Genomic DNA, 24,013 nt, shown 5'->3' on the forward strand with positions numbered 1-24,013 from the left:
CAGATGTCCTGATGTGCGACCACGCCGACGCCGCCGGCGCGCGTGGTGCACGGCTCCCGGCCGGGTAGGGGATCGCTGCGGGGGGAGGTGACGGCATGGAGCCGCGCGGCGCCCTCGGGCTGCGTATGGTGCTGGCCACCTTCGGGCTGGTCGTCTGCGGCTTCATCGCGATCACGGCGTACGCGGCGGGGCTGGTCGTGCCGGCGGTCGTCGCGACCCTGCTCGCGATCGCCGCCGCGGCCGACTTCGTCATGCTGGTTCGCCGCCGCGCCGGGCGGTGAGGAAAGGGCATGCGGGACATTCAAAAATAGAACGCGTTCTCGTACGCTCCGGGTATGCGTTTCACCTATGCCGAGGCCATGACCGACCCGTCGTACCATCTGCCGCTCGCCCGGGCCGCGGAGGCGGCGGGGTACGCGAGCATGAGCGTGGCCGACTCCCTGGTCTACCCCCGGGAGTCCGACGCGAGGTATCCGTACACGGCGGACGGAGACCGGGAGTTCCTGGAGGACAAGAGCTTCATCGAGACGTTCGTCCTCATCGCGGCGATGGGGGCGGTGACGTCGACGATCCGGTTCACGCCGTTCGTCCTCAAGCTCACGGTGCGACCTCCGGTGCTGGTGGCCAAGCAGGCCGCCTCGGTCGCCTGGCTCACCGGCGGCCGGCTCGGCCTCGGCGTCGGGCTGAGCCCCTGGCCGGAGGACTACGCCGTGACGGGCGTGCCGTGGGCGCGGCGGGGCAGGCGCATGGACGAGGCCATCGAGATCGTCCGCGGCCTGACGCGCGGCGGCTACTTCGAATACCACGGCGAGTTCTACGACCTGCCGCCGGTCAAGATGTCCCCGGTGCCGGCCGAGCCGATCCCGATCCTGGTCGGCGGCCACAGCGAGGGGGCGCTGCGCCGCGCCGCCCGGCTCGGGGACGGCTGGATGCACGGCGGAGGCGACCCCGCCGAACTGGACGAGCTGCTCGCCAGGCTCGCCGCGCTGCGCGCCGAGGAGGGCACCGCCGACCGGCCCTTCGAGATCCATGTGATCTCCCCGGACGCCTACAGCGCGGACGGGGTGAAGCGGCTGGCCGACAAGGGCGTGACCGACGTGATCGTCGGCTTCCGCAGGCCGTACGTGAAGGGGCCCGACACCGAGCCGCTGAACCGGAAGATCGAGCATTTGGAGCGCTTCGCCGAGGCCGTGATCGCCAAGGTCGCCTAGTGGGTGGCCGGCCGCCCTTGGATCCTTTGGCGCGGCGGTTGGCGTCCTGGTCGGTCTTGCTGGGGATGGTGGCCTTGATGCCGCGACGCGGTGTCAGACGACCCGGTGACCAAAAGCGATCATCGCGAGGGGTGGGACAAGATCACGTCAAGGGTTGGCAGGGCGAGCCGTGTCAGGTCCGCTTCGGTGATCTCGGCGGGTGGATCTTCCCTGCGATGCCAGTGCTGATTTTTCGGGGCTGGTGAATGCAGGCAGTTTCTGCCCGATGAGAGGAATCTTCATGAGGCACATCTCACGGATGTGTTACCTCGTCGCGGCCTTGGCGGCGGCGGCCAGGCAGGTGCTCCGATCCTTCACGGAGAAATTGAGACGGCCAAAAGCGCCAGGGCCTGTAGAGGCGACCGGGGTAAGACACAGCCAGACCCCACCGCCGCCTCGCGCAGCTCATCCACCACCTGGGCCCCCGGCCGCGCATCCGCGCCGGGGGCCCACACATGCCCTGGGCAGGAACGACTCTCAGCCAGCCCTCGCACGCCGTGATCGCCACCGTCGCGCTCATCACGACCCGGCCGGCCCTCACGGCAGAATGATGTACCTCGGCTGACCGGTCCCGGACACGATGCCGCCCTGGAGGCCCTCCACGCGGGTCCGGCCCCAGCGCCACACCGGCGCGGGGGCCGTTCACTGCGTTGCCGGTCAGTAGGCGCGCTTCCAGTGCCAGCGGCGGTCGTTGCTGTAGTAGCCGCACTTGTAGCGCTTGTTCGTGACCTTGGCGTACCCGTACTTCCCGTGGGCCGCGGCCGGGCAGTAGGCGCCCGGGGTGATGTTCCAGTGGTTGCCCACCCGCGTGTAGCAGCTCGCCGCGACCGACGTGGCAGCAGAAGGGACGGACGCGTCGGCCGGTACGGCCAGCGCGGCGGGGCGGCGAGAGCGGACGCGACAGGCGCGCTCGCGGCCAGGGAACGACGGAGCGAAGATCGCTGGGGCACACGTACAACGCCGTCTCCCAGCTGATCGGCCTGACCGTCCTCGAGGCCGGCAAAACCACGGGGCTGGCCTCGCACGGCCCGGAGGTTGCGGTCAGTCACGACAACCGGTGATGTTCACGGCTTGCCGCGGATGACTTGGTAGAAGGTTTCGGAGGTGAAGCGCGGCCGGGGTTGGTCGTTCCAGCCGATTTCGCTGGCTCGGCGTCGGATCGCGTCGCCGGCCGCGGCGGCGGCTTCGTCGTCGTCGAAAACGGCGATCGACAGGCCGTTGCCGGTGGCTGGGTCGAGCAGATGGTAGGTGGCGCGTACCCCGGGGATGGTGGTGGCGGCCTCGATGACCCAGTCACGGTCGTCGGTGGGCATCGGTTCCCACCTTGCGACTCTGGCGATCATGCTGTTCTCCAATCAGGCGACTCTGACAGCCGGGCACGGCGTCACGAGGTTGTGCGGGCGGGTGAGGTGATGGGACAGGTCCGGCGGGGTCCGCCACGCGCGTCGGGCGGGACTCAGGCTAGGTGGGGGCCCGGCGGCCGACGGTGAGCAGAGCGATCGTGGTCACGGTGACCGCGAGCGCGATCCCGACGGCGATCATCGACCAGTCCGGTGCGTTGTCCGCCCAGTAAACCGGCAGGCTGAGCAGTCCGGAGACGGCCCGGGAGCCGATCACCGTGGAGATCGCGCCCCGCCGCCGGGCGAGCGCCGCGGCCACGATGGTGATGACCCCGAGCACCCCGCCGCAGATCGCGATCGCAGCAGGTGGTCCGTCGTCGGCCCACACGCCGCCCACGCCGGCGATGTCCAGCAGGCCCAGCAGCATGGCGAGGGCGAGGCCCCACTTGAGGGTCGGGTTCATGGCAGCTCCTGGTCGATGAGGGCCGGTGCGGTCCGCGCCGGGACGATGGCGGCCGGCCGGGAGGGTGCGACGCCGAGCGCGATGTACAGCGTGGCCCAGACGGTGAGCGCGAGCCGCCCAGCCAGGAAAGGCCCGGCGATCGCGGGTATTGCGGCGAGCAGTTGCACGCCGCAGGCGAGCAGGATCCACCGGCGCCAGCCGTGCCAGGCGCCCGCGCGGGCGACAGCGCTGCCGAGCAGCACCGGGCCGGTGCCGGTCAACAGCGCGGCCAGCCCGTAACCGGCGTTGAGCGCCCCGGCCGTGCCCGACGACATGGACGCGTGCAGCAGGAACATGGCGGCCACCTCGCAGAGGGAGAGGATGACCAGGCCAGCCACGGAGACGGCGCCGCCCCAGGCCGCGAGCCGACCGCGTCCCGCGACGCCGGCCCGAAGCACGCCCAGCACGCCGGCGAGCACCAGCACGTGGCTGACGAGGAAGATGGTCTGGGCGACGACGAACCAGCCAGGCGTGTACGGGTAGCTGAACCGGTCGGCGCCGACCGCGGCGGGGACGAACGCGGTGACCAGCCCGCCGGCCGCCCCGATCACCCCGCCGGCCACGCAGAGCCGGGCCAACGTTCGAACGGTCATCATGCGGGGACCATAGGTCGCATCGGGTCGGGTGGTCGTCCGGGAAAACACTCATCCGGCATACTCATTCGACGGCCGGCTGCCCGGCCTGGTTACCGTATTCGCGTGACGGAGCTTGTCGGGCGTGGGCGGGAGCTGGCCGAGGTGGAGACCCGGCTGGCCGGGGTGCGGGCCGGGTCGGGCGCCGTTGTCCTGGTCGAGGGCGAGGCTGGTGCCGGGAAGACCGCGTTCGCGAACGCGGTGACCCGGCGCGCACGGGCCGCCGGGCACGCCACCGCCTGGGGGTCCTGCCTCGAAGGCGAGCCAGGCGCGCCGTTTCGGCCGTGGCTGCAGATCCTGCGCGCCATCCGGGCCTCGGGTACCGGCCTCGACGAGCCCGCCGACGCCTCGGTCACCCGGTACCGGCGGTTCGACGCGGTCGTCGAGGCGCTGCGCGACCGGGCCACCGGCGTCGGCCTGCTGCTCGTCCTGGACGACCTGCACGCCGCCGACCTCGGCTCGTTACGTCTGCTGCAGCATGTCGCGTCCGAGGCGGCGGACCTGCCGCTGATGCTGCTGGCGCTGTTCCGCGCAGGGCAGGCCGGTACGGACCGGCACGACGTGCTCAGCGCGGTGGGCCGGGAGCGCGGGGCGCACCGGATCCGGCTCGGCGCGCTCGTCGCCGACGACGTCACCGAGCTGGCGACCAGGGCCGCGGCAGGTCCGCTGGACGCGGCAACGCTACGCGCGATCAGCGAGCGGTCCGGTGGCAACCCGCTGTTCGTGGTGGAGCTCGCCCGGCTGGCGGGTACCGGCGAGCGGCTCCCGCGTGGGATTCGCGCGACGATCGGCCGGCGGCTGGACGGGCTTGCTGCAGATACCCGGCTCCTGCTGCGCCAGGCCTCCGTGCACGGACGGGAGTTCGACGCGGCTACCCTCGCCGCGACCGTGCAGCTGACGCGCAACGAGGTGGTTGCGCGGCTGGGCCCCGCCCTGGACGCCGGGGTACTCGTCGCCGACGGGTCCGTGCTGCGCTTCGACCACGTGCTCACCCAGGAGGTGCTCTACGCCGAGCTGGGGCCCACCGAGCGGCAGGAGCTGCACGCGCGCGCCGCGTCGGCGGTCAGCGACGGTCCGATCGAGACCGTGGCGCATCACTTGCGCCAGGGCGGCGAGGCGGAGGCGTTGACGGTCACGTTGCGCGCCGCCGAGCGGGCCCGGGGCCGACTCGCGTACGAGGACGCCGCATACCAGTACCGGGCCGCCCTCGACCTGCTTCCCCGGGCGGACGACGGAACCCGGGCCCGGCTTCTACTCGACCTCGCCGGCTGCGAGTTTCGCGCTGGGGCGGTGGACGCCGCCTGGCGCTGTTGCCACGAGGCCGCCGACCTGGGCCAGGTCGCCGGCGACGCGGTCGTGCTCGCGGACGCGGCCACAGTCTTGCGCGGGGTCACCGACTCCTCGGTCACTCCGCAGATCCACGCCCTGTGCCGGTCGACGCTGCCGCTGCTCGGCGACACCGAGCCGGTGCGCCGCGCCCGGGTCCTCGCCCAACTGATCGTAACCGCTGACCCGTTCGGCCCCGGCCCGGAGGTGACGCACGACGGCGGCGAGCCGGACCTGGGGCGCCGCGCGCTGCAGCAGGCCGAGGCGTGTGGCGACCCGGACGCGGTGTTTCTCGCGTTGCAGGCGCGCGGCACCGAGCTGACGGGGGCGGGGCACGTGCTGGAGCGGCTCTCGCTCGGCGAGCGCGCGGTGCGGCTGGGCCACGAGGTCGGCCAGCCGGAGTACGCGGCCTGGGGCCATCTGTGGCGGCTGGGCGCGTTCGCCGAGCTGGGCCGCCGGGTGCCCTTCGACGCCGAGCTGGCTGCGTTTGCGGTCGCCGTCGATCAGCTGCGCGAGCCGCTGTGGACGTGGCGGCTGACCCTGGTGCGCACGTCCGTCGCGCTCAGCGAGGGCCGGCTGGCCCGGGCCGCCGAGCTGATGGCGGAGGGGCAGGTGCGGGGCCGGCGCGCCGGGCACGAGGGGGCCGATTTCTTCCACCTCATCTATGCCGAGGCGCTCGCGCAGCTGACCGGCGAAGGGTACGAGCCGGTAGAGCGGGCGGTGCGTGCGTTCACCGAGCGGGGCCCGTTCCTGGCCCGCTCCTGGCACGTGAACGTGCTGGTGCACATGGGCCGCATCGATGAGGTACGGGCGATCTGGCCATCCCTGGTCCCGCACCTCGGCGCGTTCCCGCGGCACGCCCGGGAGTGGATCGTCGCGATGGCCGGGATCGCGGATGTGTGCGTCGCGCTCAGCGACCGGGAGACCGGTGCGTGGACCTACGCGCAGCTGCTGACGTTCGCCGACCGGCAGGTGATCGCCGATCCGCTGGCCCCCGGATACGGTCCGGTGGCGCTGTCGCTGGGCCGACTCGCCCGGCTTCTGGGGGACGCGGAGGCCGCCGGGGAGCACCTGCGCTCCGCGCTGGCCGCCAGCCTCGCGATGGGGTTCGCGCCGACCACCGGGTACGCCCATCTGGAGCTGGCCCGCGCGGCGCTGGACCAGGGTGACCGGGCCGCCGCCCGCGGGCACCTCGACGCCGCCGGTGACCTGGCGCGGCGGTTGGGGCTGGCGCCGCTACAGGCCGAGGTCGAAGCGGTGGTCACGCCACCGCCGGCCGGCCCGCTGACCCCGCGCGAGGAGCAGGTCGCCGCCCTGGTGGCCGAAGGGCTGTCCAACCGGCAGATCGCCGAGCGGCTCTACCTGTCCACGCGCACGGTCGAGAACCACGTCACGCACATCCTGGTGAAGCTCGGCTTCGAGTCGCGGGCCCGGATCGCCTCCTGGCACGCGGACAGGGCACGCGGATAGGTACCGCGGATGAGTGGTTGCACGGATGCCCGGTGCCGGTCTCGGCCGTAGCGTGCGGGGCATGCATGCGGTCGTGGGAATCTGGTCCGCCGACGAGAGCCGGCGGGCGGAGCAGGAACGGGCGCTGCGCGCCGATGTGGTACCCGGGACCGCCGCGCGGCCGGGCTTCGTCAGCGGGTACTGGATGCGAGACGCGCAGACCGGCAAAATGCACACGGTCGCGGTCTTCGACACCGAGCCGCACGCACGCGCGTTCAAGGACAATGTTGCCCAGGCCACCCAGGCAGCCGCCCGCGTCGGCATGACCGTCGACGTGCTCGCGATGGTGGAGGTGTCCGCTCATGTCTGACGTCGATTTGGCAGCGCGCCGGTGGACCGGCGCCCTGCTCACACTCGGGGGGCTGCTGCCGCTGGTCGCCGTGCTGAACCCGCGCACCTGGCCGGTTTGGGGCGCCGATGAGGCGGAGTCCTGGCGACTTATCACTGAGCGGCACGCTTCGATGACCGCGGCCACCTGGCTCATCTGGGCCGGCGTGGCGCTCAGCATCGCCGGTGTCGCGCTGCTGGCCCGCATGCTGGGCTCGGCGCTGGCCATCGCGGCGCTGGCCGTGTTCGCCACCGGCGCGAGCCTCGCCCTGGTCAGTCTCACCTTCGAGGCGACCGTCAACCTTTCGCTCACCGCCAAGCACCGGCCGCAGCCGGACTGGTACCCCGTGGTCGACCTGTGGATCAACGGCCTGTTCACCGCGCACTCCGCGTTGCTCGCGCCGCTTGCATTGGTCGTCCTCGGGACCGGCATCGTACGTACTCGGCTGGCGGCGCGCTGGACCGGCTGGTTCGCGATCGCGATGGCCATCCTGCTATGGGGGCAGTTCGCCGCGTTCCAGGGCGCCCTCCCGGCGCCGCTGTTCCTCGCGCTTACCGCCATCGGCCTCTCGCTGTTCCTGGCCGCGCGGCGACCGGCCACCGCGGCGGAAGCGGTCGGGCCAGCCAAGCGGTGTATGCGCTGTTTCGGCGCTATCAGCGAGACGGCACCTGGCAGCAGATCCTGACCGCGCTGCAGGCGCTGGCCGAGGCGGCCGGACGCATCACGTGGGACGTCAGTGTGGACTCCATCACCGCGCGAGCGCATCAGCACGCTGCGGGTGCGCGCAAAAGGGGGATCTGCAGGCCGAGCCGCCCGGCGGGGTGGGTGACCCGGAACCAGACGATCACGCGCTGGGGCGCTCCCGCGGCGGGCTGACCACCAAGCTGCACCTGGCGTGCGAGCAGGGACAAAAGCCGCTGTCGATCCTGCTGACCGCCGGGCAGCGCGGCGACAGCCCGCAATTGACCGCCGTCATCGCCGGTATCCGGGTCCCCCGCACAGGTGCAACCGCGTCCTGGCCTACAAGGCCTGCACCTCCACGGCCAACCGCGCCTACCTGCGGCGGCGTGGCATCAAGGCCACCATCCCCAGCAAGACCGACCAGGACGCCAACCGCCGCGCCAAAGGATCCAAGGGCGGCGGGCCACCCGCCTTCGACCCCGAGATCTACGCCCAGCGCCACGCCGTGGAGTGCGGCATCAACCGGCTCAAACGCCACCGGGCCGTCGCCACCCGCTACGACAAACTCGCCGTCCGCTACGAAGCCACAGTCCTCATCGCCGCACTCAACGAATGGCTCTAACCGACTTCGATACAGGTCCTAGGGCCGGTATCGAAGTCCGCTGTGGCGGCCTCGCTCGCGGCTTGGCCGCATCCCGCCTGCCCGTCCAGTAGGCGGCGGCTCTCATTGATCCACAACCGGTTTCCAAGGGCAGACCGTGATCCTTTCGTGTGGCTGACAACGAAAGGAGATGACTGGATGAATAAGAAACACAAGGCCGTAATGGTCATGGCCCTGTTCTTCTCGGCTGGCGCCGCAAGCCTGATCAGCGCCGGTCCCGCCTCGGCCATGCCGCCAAACTGCGACTTCTATGTCTGCGAGCCGGACGGCGGCAGCGGAGGCGGCACCACTACAGGCGGTGGCGGTGGCGGGGGCGGGGGCGGCCGTGCGCCGCAGCCGCCGACGCCTCCTCCCGGTGGCGGGAGCCCCGACGGCGGGACAGGCGGCGGGACGGGCGGCGGCTACCCCCTTCCGCCACCCAACCTGGATATCTGCGATGTAGATCCCTACGCACCCGGGTGCCGCGTGTACTGATTTCGCGACGCCGGCCCCTGACCGATCCCCCGGCGCGCACGGCCGAGCGGGTCACCGTACGCGATGCAGTCCTGCGCGCGAGGTCGAGCGGCACCGACGTCGAGGCCGCGTCTCGGCCGCCCTCGTACGGCGGCAAGACCCGCGCGAGGCCGGCGGTGAGCTCGGCGACCTGCTCGGCCGACCTCGATCCGACCTACGGCCACCCACCTTCGGCCCCGAGATGTACAAGCGGCGCCATGCCGTCGAGTGCGGCATCAACCGGCTCAAACGCCACCGCGCTGTCGCTCCCAGGTACGACAACGGCGCCGCCTGGGCCACGCGCAGCAGGGCCATGATTTGTCAGGCACGACCTAGCGCCGTGGGACCTCCGTGCGGCGCGGCCGTCAGGCGTAGGTAGAACGCGTTCTTGCAAGGCGTTCCCCGCTGCCGCATGCTGGGGCGCATGGATCTGATCGCGCTGGAGGAGATCCGCCAGATCAAGTACCGCTACCTGCGCTGCCTGGACCTCAAGCGCTGGGACGACTTCGCCGGCACCCTCACCGGGGACGCCGTGGCGGCCTACGACAATCCGGTCGCCGGCGAGCCGCTGCGGTTCGACGGGCGCGAGGCCATCGTCGGCTACATGCGCGCCAGCCTGGGGCCGGGGGTGATCACGACGCATCTCGCCGGTCATCCCGAGATCGAGATCGACGGCGACGACGCGAGGGGCACCTGGTGCCTCGACGACACCGTGCTCATTCCACGCCACCGCCTGATGATCCGCGGATCCGCCTACTACGAGGACGCCTACCGGCGCTGCTCCGACGGGCGCTGGCGCATCAGCGGCACCGGCTACCGCAGGACGTACGAGTACACGGTGTCCCTCGACGACCTGCCCAGTCTGCGGTTCACCGCGAACCGCTGGGCCGCGTCCTGACCTTCCCCGCGCCGGGTCGCGCCGCCGCGCCGTCCGGGACCACGCCGCCGAGTTCCGCGGTGACGGCGTCGGCCGCGGCCACCAGTGCGGTTCCGCGCCGGGCGATCTCGGCGCCGGTGACGGAGGCGCCGACGTGCAGGGTGAGAACGAGTTCCTGCTCGCCGCCGGGACCGTAGGCGGGCGCGGCGACGAGATTGACGGGATGCTTCCTGCGCGGGTTGAGGCCCGCGCCGAGGTAGACGCGCTCGCCCAGGCTCGACACCATCTCGCCGACCAGGGCGCGCACCTCCCGCGGCAGCTCGTACGCCGCCACCCCCGCCATCAGGGAGTGCAGCCGCATGCCCGCCGGGGTGAGGCTCTCCACGAGATAGCCCGCCGCCCGGCACTGCCCGACGACCTCGCGCAGGTGCTCGCGGTCCATGCGCACCGGCAGCGTCGGCTCCCTGGCCAGCCAGCGCTCCAGCTCCCGGTCGGGGCCCCACAGCACGTACATGAGCCCGACGGGCGGCGCGAACGGGTAGCGTTCGCCCACCCTGACCGGCGGCTCGCCGGGAGGGACGACCGCGTCGAGCACCATGATCTCGTCGCCGACGACGGCCGAGGCGGTGCAGGTGGCGTGATAGCGCTCGGCCAGCGGCTCCAGGTGGCGCCGGGCCGCGTCGCCGGCCAGGAAACCGCGCCGCGCCGCCCTTCCCGCCGCGACCAGCGCGGGACCGAGGCCGTACGTCAGGGTGGCGGGATCGCGCACGAGATAGCCGGCGGCGACCAGCTCGGTGAGGATGCCCAGGCACGTGGGCTTGCTGATGCCCAGCTCGCGGGCGAGCGCGGACAGGCCGAGCCCGCGGCCGCCCGCCGCGACCAGATGGTCGAGCACGGCGACCACCCGCCGGGCGGGCGGAGAGCGCCGTGCCACCGCCATTGACCACTCCTAGAACGAGTTCTACTCTCGCGGTGGGAAAAGACTACCGCTTCGGTCCATATTTGTACCGCGCATCCGAGGGAGTCCCATGGCCACGGAACCGTTCGCCCGGGCGATCGCCGAGGCCGAGGAGATCATCCGGTCCGCGCCGCACGTGCGCACCGAGCAGGACCTGGCCGAGGGCCTCGACTACCTGGCGGGCGGCATCAAGGCGGCGTTGCACATGACGTGGGCCTACGACCGCGACTTCCCCTTCTTCGCCGCCTCCACCGGCCCGTACGCCAAGCTCGGCCTGGACAACCCCGACACGCTCTACTTCCACGCCTACATCCGGGACGACGCGGAATACGTGGTCACCGGCCGCCGCGGCACCACGGCGGACCTGAGCTTCCAGGTGCTCGACGGCGACTACTCGCCCGCCCGGTCGCCCGGCAGCCTCACCGCCTTCGACGACCGCGACATCGAGATCGCCCCGGACGGGTCGTACGAGCTGCGCTTCGGCCCGCCCGGCACGGGAGCCCGCTTCACGCCGGGCCCGAACCGCTTCACCCTCGGACCCGGCGCGGCGATGCTGATCGTCCGCGAGGTCTTCTCCGACTGGGACGCCGAGCGGCCCGGCGAGATCCGCGTCCACCGCGCCGACACGCTCGGGTCCGCGCCCCCGCCCCCGGACGCCGGCACGATGGCCAAGCGCTACGAGGTGGCCGCGAGGATGCTGCTGGGACGGCTGCGGACGTTCCTCGCGTTCCCCGAGAGGCACTACCTCACGCTGCCGGTCAACACGATGACCGAGCCACGGCCCACGCCGGGCGGCCTCGCGACGCAGTACTCCTCCGTCGGCCACTACGACCTCGACGACGACCAGGTCATGGTCGTCACCGTGCCCGCGGCGGGCCGCGACGTCGCGCCCTACCAGGGATTCCAGCTCGGCGGCATGTGGTACGTGTCCCTGGACTACATCAACCACCAGACCAGCCTCACCGCCGACCAGGCCCGCCACGACCCCGACGGGAAGATCCGCTACGTGGTCGCAGAACGCGACCCCGGGCTCGCCAACTGGCTCGAACGCACCGGGCACCGCCGCGGCTACCTCCAGATCCGCTGGCAGCGGCTCACCCGCCCGCTCGGACCCGGCGACGGCCCCGAGGTGGAGGTGATGCGGTTCGAGGACCTGCCGTCCCGCCTGCCCTACCACGATCGGCAGCGGGTGGGCCCGGGGGAGTGGGCGGCCAGGATCGCCGCCCGGCAGACCGCCGTCGCCCGAAGGATGCTGGGCTGATGCCGCTGAAGGACCGGGTCGTCGTGATCTCGGGGGTCGGGCCGGGGCTCGGGCGCGGCCTGGCGCTGCGCTGCGCGGCGGCCGGGGCCGACGTGGTGCTGGCCGCCCGGCACGAGGAGCGGCTGGCCGCGGTGGCGGAGGAGGTCGCGCGGCTCGGCCAACGGGCGGTGCCGGTGCGGACCGACGTCACCGACGAGGCGTCGCGGCGGCGGCTGCTCGCGACGGCGCTGGAGACCTGCGGCCGGGTCGACGGACTGGTCAACAACGCCTTCGCGATGCCGCCGATGACGGACCTCGTCGACGTGGACCTCGACGCGGTGCGCGCCGCCTTCGAGACCAACGTGCTCGCCGCGTTGCGGCTCACCCAGCTCTTCGCGCCGGCGCTCGCCGAGCACGCGGGCTCGGTCGTGATGATCAACTCGGCGGTGCTGCGGCACTCGCGGCGCACCTTCGGGGTGTACAAGATGGCCAAGGCGAGCCTGCTCGCCCTCGCCCAGAGCCTGGCCACCGAGCTCGGGCCGCGCGGCGTGCGGGTCAACAGCGTCGCACCCGGCTACATCTGGGCGGACAACCTGAAGCGCTACTTCGACGCCCTGGCCGGGCGGCGCGGCGTCACCGCGCGGCAGGTGTACGACGAGACCGCCGCCACGCTCGACCTGCGCAGGCTGCCCGAGCCCGACGAGATCGCCGACGCCGCGGTGTTCCTGCTGTCCCCGCTCGCGCGGGCGATCACCGGCCAGTGCCTCGACGTCAACTGCGGCGAATGGCACCACTGAGCAGCTTCCGATCCGCCCGCGGAGGAGACCGATGAGCACGGGACGCGACCGCGTCGGCACGATCGAGGAGCTGCACGCCTGGGCGAGCGGCGCCACCGGGCTGACCGGCTTCGGGGACGACCCCTACCTCGACGGCCTCGGGGTGCTGCTCGAGTCGTACGCCCGGGATGCGGCGCTCACCCCGCAGGGCGCCCGGGCGGCCCGCGCGATGCTGCGCGGCGCGCTGACCGCCCGGCTGCGGTGCGAGGAGGCCTGGCGGCGGCACCCGGAGCACGCGGCCGTGCCCGTCGAGCGGCCGATCTTCGTCACCGGCCTGCCGCGCACCGGCACCACCGCCCTGCACCGGCTGCTGACCGCCGACCCCGCAAACCAGGGACTGGAGCTGTGGCTGGCCGACTCGCCCCGGCCGAGGCCGCCGCGCGAGACCTGGGCGGGCGACCCGGGGTATCGGGCCGCCCAGGCCGCGTACGAGCGGCACCACGTGCGCCATCCGGAGTTCATGGGCGTGCACTACATGTCGGCGGACATGGTCGAGGAGTGCTGGCGGCTGCTCCAGCAGTCGATGCGGTCGGTCTCCTTCGAGTGCCTGGCCCACCTGCCGGCGTACTCGGCCTGGCTGGCGGCCCAGGACTGGACGCCCGCCTACGAGCGGCATCGGCGGATCCTCCAGCTCATCGGGCTGGGCGACCCCGGCCGGCGGTGGGTGCTGAAGAACCCCAGCCACCTGTTCGCCCTCGACGCGATCATGGAGGTCCACCCCGGCGCGCTGGTCGTCCAGACCCACCGCGACCCGGTCACGGCCATGGCGTCGATGTGCAGCCTCGCCGCGCAGGCGACCGCCGGGTGGTCGCAGGCGTTCACCGGCGCGGTGATCGGGCGGGACCAGCTCGACCTGTGGAGCCGGGGCCTCGACCGCTTCCGCGCCGCCCGCGCCCGGCACGACCCGGCGCGGTTCTTCGACGTGCGCTACGACGCGTTCGTCCGCGACCCGCTCGGCACGGTCGAGGCCGTCTACGCCCACTTCGGGCTGCCGCTCGGCGACGCCGCCCGTACGGCCATGGCCCGCCTGCACGAGGAGAGCGGCTCGGGGGAGGCCCGCCCGTCCCACCGGTACGAGTTGTCGGGCTTCGGGCTGACCCCCGAGGAGGTCGAGGCGCGCTTCGCCGGCTACCCCGCCGGGCGCTGACCGTCGCGCCGCCCCGGCAGGGACGGCTCTCCTGCCGGCGGCCCCGCCCGACGCCGTCAGCTCGGGCTGGGCGAGACAAGGGTGGAGAGAACGACGAGGGCGCGGCCGGTGGCCGCGTCCCAGAGCCGGGCCGTGCCGTCGTAGCCGCCGCTCGCCACGACCTTGCCGTCCCGGCTGAAGGCCAGCGCGGCGACCTCCCCGGAGTGGCCGGTCAGGGTGCGGATCTGCCGGCCGTTCGCGGCGTCAGAAAGCACGATGGTGCGGTCGTATCCACCGCTGGCCAGGATCGTGCCGTCGGGGCTGTAACTCAGGGCGGTCACGTGTCCCGCCGTGTGACCGCTCACGGTCGTCACGACATCACGGGTGGAGGTGTCCCAGATCAGGACCGTGGTGGTGGCCAGGCTGTTCGTCGCGATCGTCCGGCCGTGCCGGGGGCGGAAGGCGGCCACGGTGACGCCCGACAACGGGCCGTCGTCGCCGAACCGCCCGGTCAGGGCCCCGATGGTGCGGGCGGTCTTCACGTCCCAGAGTTCGACGGTGCGATCGAGGCCGGCGCTCGCCAGAGTCGTGCCGTCCGTGTTGAACGCCACCGCTTCGACGGAGCCGTTGTGCGAGTTCAGGACCTTACGGCTTTCGCCGGTCTCGGGGTTCCAGAGTCTGACCGTCGTGTCCACGCCACCGCTGGCCAGGATCGTGCCGTCCGGGCTGAACGCCAGCGCGCGGACGGAGCTGACCCCGACCACGCTGGGGCTGGGGCCGGTGCCGAGAGTCTCCAGTCCCTGCGAGTGGCCGACCAGGGTGTTCTCGAGACGGCCGGTGGCGACGTCCCAGAGCCGGATCTTGTTGTCGCCGTGCCCCGTGGCCAGGGTCTTCCGGTCAGGGCTCAGCGCCATGGAGAAGATCCCGCTGTCGTGCTCCTCCACGACGGAGCCCGGGATCACCCGGATCACGCGGCCCGAGGCCGGGTCCCACACGCGGGCCTGCGGTTCGAGGTAACTGGCGGTGATCAGGAGATCGTCCAGGAAGAGCACAGAGGTGATCGCATTGCGGGCGGGGGCGGAGGAGTCGCCGCGCTGCGACGCGAGCGAGGTCGCCGACTTGGTGCCGGCCGCCGAGGCCACCGCCAGCCCGGCGAGAAGCAGCATGCGCCGCGTCAGCATGCCCCGTCCGGCGGGGAGCGGGTAGGAGTCCCGCTGACGGAAGTACGAGGCGATCCTCATCAGTTCGACGTAGACGACCAGCTCCGGCAGGCCCAGCAGGGCGCCCCGGGTGAGGAGCTCGACCAGCCAGATCACCGGCAGGCTTCCCACGGTCGCCGCCGCCCAGGCGGGCCACATCGAGATCCGCCAGGCGGTCCGGGCGAAGAGCGCAACGCCGAGCAGGAGGACGAACAGCGACAGGAGTATCCAGACGTCTCCGAACAGTCCGGTACGCGCCGCGACGGGCGCCCCGGCGACCGCCGCGACGAGAGGCCCGGCGACGCCGAGCAGGAACGACAGTCGCCGGCCCAGGCTCCGGTCGATCCCTGTCGGGATGAATCCCCATAAGGCGGCTGCGAGCGCCGCCAGCGAGAGGAACCAGCTCCCCGTCGCGATGCTCATGGACGTGTCGTACGCGGGGGAGAAGTCCTTGTTCCCGTAGGTGATCGCGCCGACCAGCGCGGCCACGCCGAACATGGTGGTCAGGACGGCCGCCGCCGCGGATCCGGCGACGGCGAGCGCCGGCCGGCCCGCCGCCACGTGTCCGGACGCCGGCTCGCCGGGCGGCGGGGACGCCTGTACGGGGAATCTCTCGGCCGCCGGAGAACCGGTCTGGCGGCCGGCCGCGGCCGGGTGCTCGTCGGCGGCAAGGACGCGAGGGGGCGCCGTCGGCGGCCCGGAGGCCTCCGGAGGGGTGAGCGCGTCCGCCCGCGACATGGCCGGTGCCGTCGCGGGCACCGTCGTCGTCGCAGGGGGCGCGGTCTCCACTCCGGGTGAGTCGGACGGTGCCTGCGGTGCGGACGCGCTGTGGCCGAGGGCGGGCACCCCGGCCGGTTCGGCGGGCTCGGCCGATTCGGATCGCTCCGGCGGTTCGGCGGGCTGGGGCGGTTCGGGTCGCTCGGGAGGTTCCGCGGGCTCGGGCGGTTCGGCGGGCTCGGCGGGCTCGGGCGGTTCCGGTGATGCGGGCGGTTCGGCGCCGAGGGCGCGCAGCCTGGCGGCGGCGGCCGCGGAGACCATGCGGCTGTCGTCGTCGGCCAGCCGCAAAAGCGCCTCGCGCACCCGGGCCCTGACCAGGCCGTTGCCGACCCGGTGGAGATGGTCGAGCGTGTCCACGGCGTTCAGCCGGTCCCCGGCCATGGGGCTCGTAAGGGCGTGGACGACGTGCGGAGGCAGCGACCAGTTCACGTTCCGGGCGATCACGGTGCGGCCTTCGACGTTGTCCTGCCGCTTGGGCCGCTGCTGCGGCATCTCGGCCACGACGCGGTCGTAGACGTAGCCGTACAGTTCGTCGAGCGTGATGTCGCCGTCGCCGTCCAGGTCGGCCCGGCCGGTGCGCAGCCCCTCGACCAGGTGGCGGGTGAACACCGATCGCGGAGCCTCCCCGTGCACCCGGTCGCCCTCGAAGGCGTACTGGGTGGCGTCGGTGGCGGTGAGGACGGTGCGGCCGCGCCCCCGGAACTGGTCCAGCGCGTGCACGTCGTCACCGGCCTTGGCCAGCCGCCCGGCCGGGTAGGCCCCGCTGTAACAGCAGTCCAGGATGAGGACCTTCCGGCGCGACGCGCACGCCTCCATCGCGTAGTCGATCTGCTCGCCGGAAATGGCGGTGAAGATCAGACTGTCCCGCCGGGTGTCGCGCGTGGCCAGGTAGAGCCGGCCGTCGTCGTCCTTGAGGCCGTGACCGGTGAAGTACAGCAGCGTCAGGTCGTCGCCGCGCCGGTCGCGGTACAGGTCGGCGATGGCCTCCCCGACACGGTGGTTCGGCTCGTTCACCAGCGTGGTGACCTCGAAGCCGCCGATCTCCGGATCCCGGAGCACGGCGGCGAGCGTCTCCGCGTCGTGGGCCGGAGCGGTCAGCCGGCGCAGCCCCGGATCGTCGTACGCGTAGGTGGCGATCAACAGCGCCAACCGGCGGCCCATGCGCTAGCCGCCCGAATGCCGCCGGACGAAGGCGCCGATCAGCTCGCGCCGTTCGGCGGCCGTGGCCCGTTCGAGTTCGAGGGAGTCGCCGTCGACGGTGACCACGATCCGGTGCCGCGCCGACTGCCGGTCGAGCCAGTCCTGCAGCACGCCGACCAGCGAGGTGAACACGCCCCCGGAGGCGCTGAAGGCCACCAGGAGCGCGCCCACGGTGACCGGGTCGGGGCTTTTCGCCCCTTCGGGCGCCGGGCCGCCGGGGGCCGTCCGGATCGACTCGACGCCGACCTCGCTCAGTTCCCTGCGGAGCCTGCGGGTGAGCCGGTCGTGCAGGTCGGCGTCCACGTCCGCGTCCGGCAGCAGCTCCACGCGCACGCGGATCACGCCGCCGGCCTCCGGACTACCGTTCATCCCCGCCCCCTCGCCCGCGCCGCGCGGGCGGAGCCCGTGTGTCGCCCTGCTATCGTCGCCCGCCCCCGATGCCGTTACAGCGCGTCCCGTCGCACCACGCGGCGGCCATCGCTTCGGCAGCCACCGGTTCGGCGGCGCAGCTCAGCTCGCGGCGAGCGCTCCCATGATGCGGTCCTCGCTGACCTCGGGCCCGGCCAGCTCGCCGACGACGGCGCCGTCACGCAGGACCACCACGCTGTCGCAGTTCTCCACCAGCTCCGACACGTCGGAGGAGATCAGCAGGATCGCCAGCCCGTCCACCGCCAGGTCGTCGAGGAGCGACCGCATGGCCAGCTTGGTCGCGATGTCGACGCCCCGGCTGGGCTCGTCGAGCAGCAGCACCTTCGGGTGCATCGCCAGCCAGCGGGCCAGCAGCACCTTCTGCTGGTTGCCGCCGGACAGCTCACCGGCGGCCTGCCGGGGCGAGACGGCCTGGATGCCCAGCCGCCGCATGAACGTGGCGACGATCCGGTCCAGGTGCGCGTCGGAGACGATCCCCGCGCGGGACAGGCGGGGGAGCGCGGCCAGCGCGATGTTGTCGCGGACCGACAGGGTCGGCACGATGCCCTCCACCCGGCGGTTCTCCGGCACGAGGCCGACGCCGGCGCGGATCGCGTTCCTGATCGACCACTTGCCCGCGGGGGCGCCCGCGATCGTCACCTGGCCGGCGTCCACGCGCAGCGCGCCCGCGATCGCCTTGGCGGTCTCGCTGCGCCCCGCGCCCCGCAGCCCGCCGAGGCCGACCACCTCTCCCGTACGCAGGGCGAGGGAGACGTCGCGGAGCACGTGGCGGCGGGTCAGCCCGCGGGCTTCGAGCAGGGGCTCGTCGGCGGGCGGGCCGGCGGGCTCGCCGGTGACGGCGGCGTCGGCTCCCTCGGCGTGGAAGGGCCGGCCGAGCAGGAGCGAGACCAGCCGGCGGCGGTCGAGGCCGGCGAGTGGTCCCGTGTGCACCACCCGGCCCTCACGCAGCACGGTCACCCGGTCGCAGATCTCGTAGAGCTCGTCGAGCCGGTGGGTGACGTACAGCACCGCCCTGCCCTCGTCGCGGAGCCGGGCGATCGCGCCGAACAGGACGTCCAGCTCATCGCGCTCCAGCGCGGAGGCCGGCTCGTCCATGACGACAAGCCGCGCGTCCGCGGACGCGGCCCGGGCCAGGGCGACGAGCTGACGCGCGCCGTCGCCGAGCGAGCCGAGCGGACGGCGCGGGTCGGCGCGCAGGCCGTAGGAGGACAGCAGCTCGGCGGCCCGCGCGTGCATGGCCGCGAAGTCGATCAGGCCGAAGCGCCCGCGCGGCTCCCGGCCGAGGAACAGGTTGGCGGCGATGCTCATCGTGGGGACGAGCCCGGCGTCCTGGTGGATCGTGGCGATCCCGAGCCGGGCCGCGTCGGTGGGGGAGGACAGGACGATCTCCTCCCCGTGGAAGCGCAGCCGCCCCGCGTCCGGCCTGCACACCCCCGAGAGCACCTTGACCAGGGTTGACTTGCCCGCGCCGTTGCCGCCGACGAGCGCGTGGACCTCCCCGGCCCGCAGGGCCAGGGTGACGTGGTCGAGCGCGGGCGCGCCTTGAAAGCTCTTGCAAATACCTGCGGCCTGCAGCACGGTTGCCTCCGCCTCGAATGGTGAGCCCGGTAGGAAACAAACCCGTAACGAGGCCGTCACATTCGATCAAATCTGGGCAACGTGCAGGCGGACGCCCTTGCCGCCCAGCTCGTCGAGCACGTCGCGCGGCGCCTCGTCGTCGGTGACCAGATGGTCGATCTGCTCGGCGGACACGGTCTGCACCATCGCGTCGATGCCGATCTTGGTGTGGTCGGCCAGCACGACGACCTCCTCCGCGGCGGCGGCCAGGGCCTGGTCGACGCAGGCGACCTGCATGTTCGGGGTCGACAGGCCGCGGTCGGCGGTGAGCCCGTTGCCGGAGATGAAGGCCCGGCGCACGCGCAGCCCGGCGAGGGACCGCTCGGCCGCGCTGCCGACGAGGGCGAGGATGGGCCCGCGCAGCGTGCCGCCCGTCAGCATCACCTCGATGCGCGGGGAGCCGGCGAGGGCCTGGGCGACCAGCAGCGAGTTGGTGACCACGGCGAGCTCGGTGTGCCTGCTCAGCCTGCGGGCGAACTCCTGGGTGGTGGTCCCGGGGCCGATGACGATCGCGTCCCCGTCCTCGACCAGCGACGCGGCCAGGTCCGCGATGGCGGACTTCTCCGCCGAGGAGAGCGTCACCTTCTGGACGTAGCTGGCCTCCCTGTTCAGGTCGCCGGGGAGGGTGGCGCCGCCGTGGTGCCGGTTGAGCAGGCCCTCCGACTCCAGCGCGCGCAGGTCGCGGCGTACGGTGACCTCCGACGACTGCACCGCCTGGGCGAGCTCGCGCAGCGAGACGGCGCCGTTGGCCCGCACCAACTCCAGAATGCGCTGGCGGCGCTCGGCCGCGAACACGGGCCGGCGCCCGTCGCTGTCCGTGTCGACCACGCCCCCACCCTCCGCTGTGACCGGTTCCGATCATAGTCGACCAGCCAAACCGCCGCGTCGCTGACCGAAAATGAACGAATTTGATCCAGTCTCTTGACCGGATGGCGGCCGCGATGCTTATTTGAGGGCGATAACCGACTCGATCCTGTCCGAATCTGATCGGCAGCGTGCGGAAGGTGCGCTCTCCGCGTGCCCTGCGTCCGCCGGTCCGATCTCGACCCTCCCCCCACGTCATGGCAGGTGGTCGCCGGCGTGCCACGCACCGCCCCGCCGGCCGGACGCGGCCACGCCGTACGGCGCGTCCGCCCGCCCCTGCCCGCAGGAAAGGATCCCTGTGAGAAAGCCCATCCTCTTACTGCTGGCCGTCGTTCTCGGCGCCGTCTGGCAGGTCGCGGGCCAGGCCTCCGCGACCGCCGCAGGCGCCGAGCGGCACGGCCTGCGCGGCGACTACTACCTGTCCTCGGCAGCGGGGAAGTTCGACTTCGCCCAGCTCAAGGCCACCGTGATCGACCCGGATCTCGAGCTGCCCGACCTCAACCCGGTCTTCACCTCGCTGACCGGGCGGGAGGACGACGTCACCGTGCGGTGGACGGGCCGCATCCAGCCCGCGTACTCCGAGGCGTACACCTTCTCCATCATCGGGGACAACGGCTTCCGGCTCTGGGTGAACGACACGCTCGTCATCGACCACTGGGTGGACGACTGGGACAAGGAGCAGACCGGCGCCCCGATCACCCTGCAGGCCGGCCAGAAGTACGACATCAAGGTCGAGTATTTCGAGCACTTCGGCGGCGCCAACCTCCACCTGCGCTGGCAGAGCGCCAGCCAGCCCAAGCAGGCCGTGCCGGCGGACGCGTTCTACCTGCCCGAGGGCTTCGACCCGCCGGGGCCGGACAGCGCCGCCGTCGACGCGGCCGGCGACACGGCCACCCTCGACTTCGGCGACACCGCGCTCGCGCCGCTGCCCGCCGGCGCCGCCGAGCACTTCGGCCTGACGGTGGCCGGCACGAAGTGGCAGGTCGCGTCGGCCGCCCTCGACGGGACCACGAAGGTCACGCTGAAGCTCGCCTTCCCCATCCCGCGCCTCGCCGCCGACATCCGGGCCTCCTACGACGGCAAGGGCGGCCTCGCCAAGGCGGACGGCACCGCGATCGAGGCGTTCACCTGGGTGCCGGTGTCCAACGGCTCCACGTACGTTCTGAAGACCCGCTGGTCCGACAAGGTGGACGCGGACAACCCGCTGCCCGAATACCCCCGCCCGCAGCTCGTCCGCGACCGCTGGCAGAACCTCAACGGCACCTGGCAGTTCGCCGCCGCCGAGGACGGTGAGGCGCCGCCCTTCGGCCGCGACCTCGGCGAGCGGATCGTCGTGCCCTATCCCGTGGAGTCGAGCCTGTCCGGGATCGGCCGCCACGAGGACCGCATGTGGTATCGCCGGACCTTCGAGGTGCCGGCCTCCTGGAGGAAGGACCGCGTCCTGCTCCACCTCGACGCCGTGGACTACGAGTCGGTCGTCTACGTCAACGGCAAGCAGGTCGGCACCCACAAGGGCGGCTACGACAGGATCACCGTGGACGTGACCGACGCGCTCACGCGCAAGGGCCCGCAGGAGCTGGTCGTCGGCGTGACCGACCCGACCGACAACGGCCGCCAGCCCATCGGCAAGCAGCGGCTCAACCCGGGCGGCATCTGGTACACCCCCGCCTCCGGCATCTGGCAGACGGTCTGGATGGAGCCCGTCGACAGGACCCACATCGAGGCCGTGGACACGATCCCCGAGGTGCTCGGGCAGTCCCTGCGGGTGAAGGTCAGGGCGAGCGGCGACACCACCGCCGTCGTCACCGCCCGCGCCGGCAAGCGCGTCATCGGCAGGGTCTCCGGCCCGACCGGCAGGGAGCTGGCCGTGCCGATCCCCGACCCCCACCTCTGGACGCCCGACGACCCCTACCTGTACGACCTCACCGTGGAGCTCAAGGGCGGCGACAAGGTGGAGAGCTACTTCGGCATGCGCTCCATCGCGGTCGGCAGGGTGAACGGCACGACCCGGGTCCTGCTCAACGGCAAGCCGGTCTTCCAGTTCGGGCCGCTCGACCAGGGCTACTGGCCGGACGGCGTCTACACCGCGCCGACCGACGAGGCCCTGCGGTACGACCTGGAGCAGACCAAGGCGCTCGGCTTCAACATGGTGCGCAAGCACATGAAGGTCGAGTCCGACCGCTGGTACGCCTACGCCGACAAGCTCGGCCTGCTCGTCTGGCAGGACATGCCGTCGAAGTTCGGCGACGCGAACGCCGCCGACAAGGCGCAGTTCGAAAGCGAGCTCAAGGAGATGGTGGACGAGCACCGCAGCAGCCCGTCGATCGTGATGTGGGTGCCGTTCAACGAGAGCTGGGGCCAGTACGACGTCTCCAGGATCGCCGACTACGTGAAGAGCCTCGACCCCTCCCGGCTCGTGGACAACATGAGCGGCATCAACTGCTGCGGCTCCCAGGACGGCGGCAACGGCGACGTGATGGACTACCACATCTACCCCGGACCCGGCAGCCCCGCCCGGCCCGGCTTCTTCCGGGCGTCGGTGCTCGGCGAGTACGGCGGGCTCGCCCTGCCGGTGGTCGGCCACACCTGGACCGGCGGCGGCTGGGGCTACGCGGTCGAGTCCGACGGCGAGGCGCTGACCAAGCGCTTCCTGGAGATGGACGACGCCCTGCGCAAGCTGCACGCCTGCGAGGGCCTGAGCGCGGCCGTCTACACCCAGACGACCGACGTCGAGACCGAGATCAACGGCCTGATGACCTACGACAGGGCCGTGACCAAGCCGGACGTCAAGCGCCTCCACGACGCCAACACGGCGCTCACCGGAGAGATCCTCCCGGCCTGCGCATGATTCCTGGGCCTGATTCCTGGCCGTGATTCCTGGCCGTGATTCCTGTTCTTGATGCCCGCGCCTGAGTGAGGCCTCCCGCGGCCATGCCTGGCCGCCGGCCCGCTCGGCGCCGCCGCGGCCCGGACGGCTACGTCCGGGCCGCCACCCCCCCACCACCGGCGGCGCGTCGTCCTCCGGTCCGCCGGACGCGCCGCGGCACCCCCCGATCGGAAGAAGGATCACCATGAAGCCCTATCCCCGCACGGCCGCCGTCGCCCTCGCCGTGCTGCTCGGCGCGGCCGGCTGCGCCAAGTCGGAGACCCCGGCCACGGCGGGCCCCGGCGAGGCGGCGTCCGCGCAGCAGCAGGTCGTGCAGACCCCGGCGGACTCCGCCGGCCCGACCTGCACGCTCGACCGCTTCGGCGGCACGAAGTTCGACCTCAAGACCGCCACGGTCGGCTTCTCCCAGTCGGAGAAGGAGGCCAACCCGTTCCGCATCGCGGAGACCAAGTCGATCAAGGACGAGGCGGCCAAGCTCGGCATCGCCGGCCTCAAGGTCACCAACGCGCAGTCGCAGTTCTCCAAGCAGATCACCGACGTGCAGCAGCTCATCGCCCAGGGCGTGAAGCTGCTCGTCATCGCGCCGCTGAACTCCGACGGCTGGGAGCCGGTGCTCCAGCAGGCCGCCGCCAAGAAGATCCCCATCATCACGGTCGACCGCAAGATCAACGCCAACCCGTGCAGCGACTACCTGACGTTCATCGGCTCGGACTTCTACGAGCAGGGCAAGCGGGCCGCCGACAAGATGATCGACGCGCTCGGCGGCAAGGGCAAGGTGGCGATCCTGCTCGGCGCGCCGGGCAACAACGTCACCACCGAGCGCACCAACGGCTTCAAGGACCGGATCAAGGAGAAGGCGCCCGACATCCAGATCTCCTTCGAGCAGACCGGCGAGTTCGCCCGGGAGAAGGGCCAGCAGGTCACCGAGCAGCTCATCCAGTCCAACCCGGACATCAACGGCATCTACGCCGAGAACGACGAGATGGCGCTGGGCGCGGTGACCGCGCTGAAGGGCGCGGGCAAGGAGCCGGGCGCCATAAAGATCGTCTCGGTCGACGGCACCCGCAGCGCCGTCCAGGCCATCGCCGACGGCTGGCTGCACGCGGTCGTCGAGTCCAACCCCAGGTTCGGGCCGCTCGCCTTCGAGACCGCGCAGAAGTTCCTGGACGGTCAGGCGATCCCCGACAAGGTCATCATCTCCGACCGCGAATACGACGGCTCCAACGCCGAGGCGTCCCTCGGCGAGGCCTACTGACCTGCCGAAGCCCGTCACGGACGCCCG

21 protein-coding genes and 1 pseudogene are annotated in these 24,013 nt (G+C 72.3%); 13 read left to right on the plus strand and 9 right to left on the minus strand.

The features are described 5' to 3' along the window. The first annotated feature begins 95 nt into the window (after positions 1 to 95). Both ABZ860_RS13055 and ABZ860_RS13060 read left to right on the plus strand, forming a co-directional pair. Positions 96 to 281 carry a hypothetical protein gene (locus tag ABZ860_RS13055; protein WP_357219196.1) on the plus strand — a complete coding sequence of 62 codons (186 nt, stop codon included), beginning with the start codon at positions 96 to 98 and terminating at the stop codon, positions 279 to 281. A 54-nt stretch (positions 282 to 335) separates the two neighbouring features. After that, positions 336 to 1,211 (plus strand): TIGR03619 family F420-dependent LLM class oxidoreductase, encoded by an 876-nt coding sequence (locus ABZ860_RS13060; protein ID WP_357219197.1) that lies wholly within the window; start codon positions 336 to 338, stop codon positions 1,209 to 1,211. A 696-nt stretch (positions 1,212 to 1,907) separates the two neighbouring features. Here ABZ860_RS13060 and ABZ860_RS13065 read toward each other — a convergent pair. The 4 genes from ABZ860_RS13065 to ABZ860_RS13080 form a co-directional block, all read right to left on the minus strand. Then, complete coding sequence (locus ABZ860_RS13065) at positions 1,908 to 2,054, minus strand: hypothetical protein (RefSeq protein WP_357219200.1); 147 nt, start codon at positions 2,052 to 2,054, stop codon at positions 1,908 to 1,910. Positions 2,055 to 2,314: 260 nt separating this feature from the next. Then, positions 2,315 to 2,563: a hypothetical protein gene (locus ABZ860_RS13070; RefSeq protein WP_357219202.1), complete on the minus strand. Its 249-nt coding sequence runs from the start codon at positions 2,561 to 2,563 to the stop codon at positions 2,315 to 2,317. Between the two features lie 148 nt (positions 2,564 to 2,711). Further along, positions 2,712 to 3,053: a hypothetical protein gene (locus ABZ860_RS13075; protein ID WP_357219205.1), complete on the minus strand. Its 342-nt coding sequence runs from the start codon at positions 3,051 to 3,053 to the stop codon at positions 2,712 to 2,714. Next, positions 3,050 to 3,688, minus strand: coding sequence for a hypothetical protein (locus ABZ860_RS13080; RefSeq protein ID WP_357219207.1), 639 nt, complete (start codon positions 3,686 to 3,688; stop codon positions 3,050 to 3,052). The genes ABZ860_RS13075 and ABZ860_RS13080 overlap by 4 nt, the downstream gene beginning before the upstream one ends. A gap of 102 nt (positions 3,689 to 3,790) precedes the next feature. On the opposite strand from ABZ860_RS13080, the gene ABZ860_RS13085 reads away from it, so the two are divergent. From ABZ860_RS13085 to ABZ860_RS13110, 6 genes and pseudogenes are all read left to right on the plus strand, one after another. Beyond that, positions 3,791 to 6,520, plus strand: a complete 2,730-nt coding sequence (locus ABZ860_RS13085) for an AAA family ATPase (protein WP_357219210.1) — start codon at positions 3,791 to 3,793, stop codon at positions 6,518 to 6,520. A gap of 61 nt (positions 6,521 to 6,581) precedes the next feature. Continuing rightward, entirely contained in the window at positions 6,582 to 6,869 is a 288-nt protein-coding gene (locus ABZ860_RS13090) for a hypothetical protein (RefSeq protein WP_357219213.1), read from the plus strand. Continuing rightward, on the plus strand, positions 6,862 to 7,572 hold the full coding sequence (locus ABZ860_RS13095) for a hypothetical protein (protein WP_357219216.1): 711 nt from the start codon (positions 6,862 to 6,864) through the stop codon (positions 7,570 to 7,572). The genes ABZ860_RS13090 and ABZ860_RS13095 overlap by 8 nt, the downstream gene beginning before the upstream one ends. Before the next feature lie 210 nt (positions 7,573 to 7,782). Continuing rightward, on the plus strand, positions 7,783 to 8,190 hold the full coding sequence (locus ABZ860_RS13100) for a transposase (protein WP_357219219.1): 408 nt from the start codon (positions 7,783 to 7,785) through the stop codon (positions 8,188 to 8,190). Between the two features lie 709 nt (positions 8,191 to 8,899). Beyond that, a pseudogene (locus ABZ860_RS13105) lies at positions 8,900 to 9,100 on the plus strand (hypothetical protein); the annotation flags it as partial. A 45-nt stretch (positions 9,101 to 9,145) separates the two neighbouring features. Then, entirely contained in the window at positions 9,146 to 9,619 is a 474-nt protein-coding gene (locus ABZ860_RS13110; protein ID WP_357219222.1) for a nuclear transport factor 2 family protein, read from the plus strand. On the opposite strand, the gene ABZ860_RS13115 is transcribed toward ABZ860_RS13110, so the two are convergent. Continuing rightward, positions 9,591 to 10,538: a helix-turn-helix domain-containing protein gene (locus tag ABZ860_RS13115; RefSeq protein ID WP_357219225.1), complete on the minus strand. Its 948-nt coding sequence runs from the start codon at positions 10,536 to 10,538 to the stop codon at positions 9,591 to 9,593. The genes ABZ860_RS13110 and ABZ860_RS13115 overlap by 29 nt on opposite strands. 88 nt (positions 10,539 to 10,626) lie before the next feature. On the opposite strand from ABZ860_RS13115, the gene ABZ860_RS13120 reads away from it, so the two are divergent. The 3 genes from ABZ860_RS13120 to ABZ860_RS13130 are packed head-to-tail and all read left to right on the plus strand — an operon-like array spanning position 10,627 to position 13,779. After that, positions 10,627 to 11,817: a hypothetical protein gene (locus ABZ860_RS13120; protein WP_357219228.1), complete on the plus strand. Its 1,191-nt coding sequence runs from the start codon at positions 10,627 to 10,629 to the stop codon at positions 11,815 to 11,817. Then, positions 11,817 to 12,593, plus strand: coding sequence for an SDR family oxidoreductase (locus tag ABZ860_RS13125; protein ID WP_357219231.1), 777 nt, complete (start codon positions 11,817 to 11,819; stop codon positions 12,591 to 12,593). The genes ABZ860_RS13120 and ABZ860_RS13125 overlap by 1 nt, the downstream gene beginning before the upstream one ends. Before the next feature lie 31 nt (positions 12,594 to 12,624). Beyond that, a complete protein-coding gene (locus tag ABZ860_RS13130) occupies positions 12,625 to 13,779 on the plus strand; it encodes a sulfotransferase (RefSeq protein ID WP_357219234.1) in 1,155 nt (384 codons plus the stop codon). Positions 13,780 to 13,835: 56 nt separating this feature from the next. Here the strand turns inward: ABZ860_RS13130 and ABZ860_RS13135 are convergent, their stop codons facing one another. The 4 genes from ABZ860_RS13135 to ABZ860_RS13150 all read right to left on the minus strand — a co-directional run bounded on the left by ABZ860_RS13135 (position 13,836) and on the right by ABZ860_RS13150 (position 19,808). Further along, a complete protein-coding gene (locus ABZ860_RS13135; RefSeq protein ID WP_357219237.1) occupies positions 13,836 to 16,895 on the minus strand; it encodes a caspase family protein in 3,060 nt (1,019 codons plus the stop codon). A 3-nt stretch (positions 16,896 to 16,898) separates the two neighbouring features. Then, the gene (locus tag ABZ860_RS13140) at positions 16,899 to 17,303 is read right to left on the minus strand and encodes a hypothetical protein (RefSeq protein ID WP_357219240.1); all 405 of its coding nucleotides are present in this window, start codon (positions 17,301 to 17,303) and stop codon (positions 16,899 to 16,901) included. A 141-nt stretch (positions 17,304 to 17,444) separates the two neighbouring features. After that, on the minus strand, positions 17,445 to 18,941 hold the full coding sequence (locus ABZ860_RS13145; RefSeq protein WP_357219243.1) for a sugar ABC transporter ATP-binding protein: 1,497 nt from the start codon (positions 18,939 to 18,941) through the stop codon (positions 17,445 to 17,447). A 66-nt stretch (positions 18,942 to 19,007) separates the two neighbouring features. Continuing rightward, the gene (locus tag ABZ860_RS13150; RefSeq protein ID WP_357219246.1) at positions 19,008 to 19,808 is read right to left on the minus strand and encodes a DeoR/GlpR family DNA-binding transcription regulator; all 801 of its coding nucleotides are present in this window, start codon (positions 19,806 to 19,808) and stop codon (positions 19,008 to 19,010) included. A 334-nt stretch (positions 19,809 to 20,142) separates the two neighbouring features. Here ABZ860_RS13150 and ABZ860_RS13155 point away from each other — a divergent pair, with 334 nt between their 5' ends. Both ABZ860_RS13155 and ABZ860_RS13160 read left to right on the plus strand, forming a co-directional pair. Beyond that, a complete protein-coding gene (locus tag ABZ860_RS13155) occupies positions 20,143 to 22,692 on the plus strand; it encodes a PA14 domain-containing protein (RefSeq protein WP_357219249.1) in 2,550 nt (849 codons plus the stop codon). 223 nt (positions 22,693 to 22,915) lie between these two features. Next, entirely contained in the window at positions 22,916 to 23,986 is a 1,071-nt protein-coding gene (locus tag ABZ860_RS13160) for an ABC transporter substrate-binding protein (RefSeq protein ID WP_357219252.1), read from the plus strand. The last annotated feature ends 27 nt before the right edge of the window (positions 23,987 to 24,013 follow it).

The sequence above is a fragment of the Microbispora sp. NPDC046973 genome, assembly GCF_040644495.1.
Taxonomy (GTDB): Bacteria; Actinomycetota; Actinomycetes; order Streptosporangiales; family Streptosporangiaceae; genus Microbispora.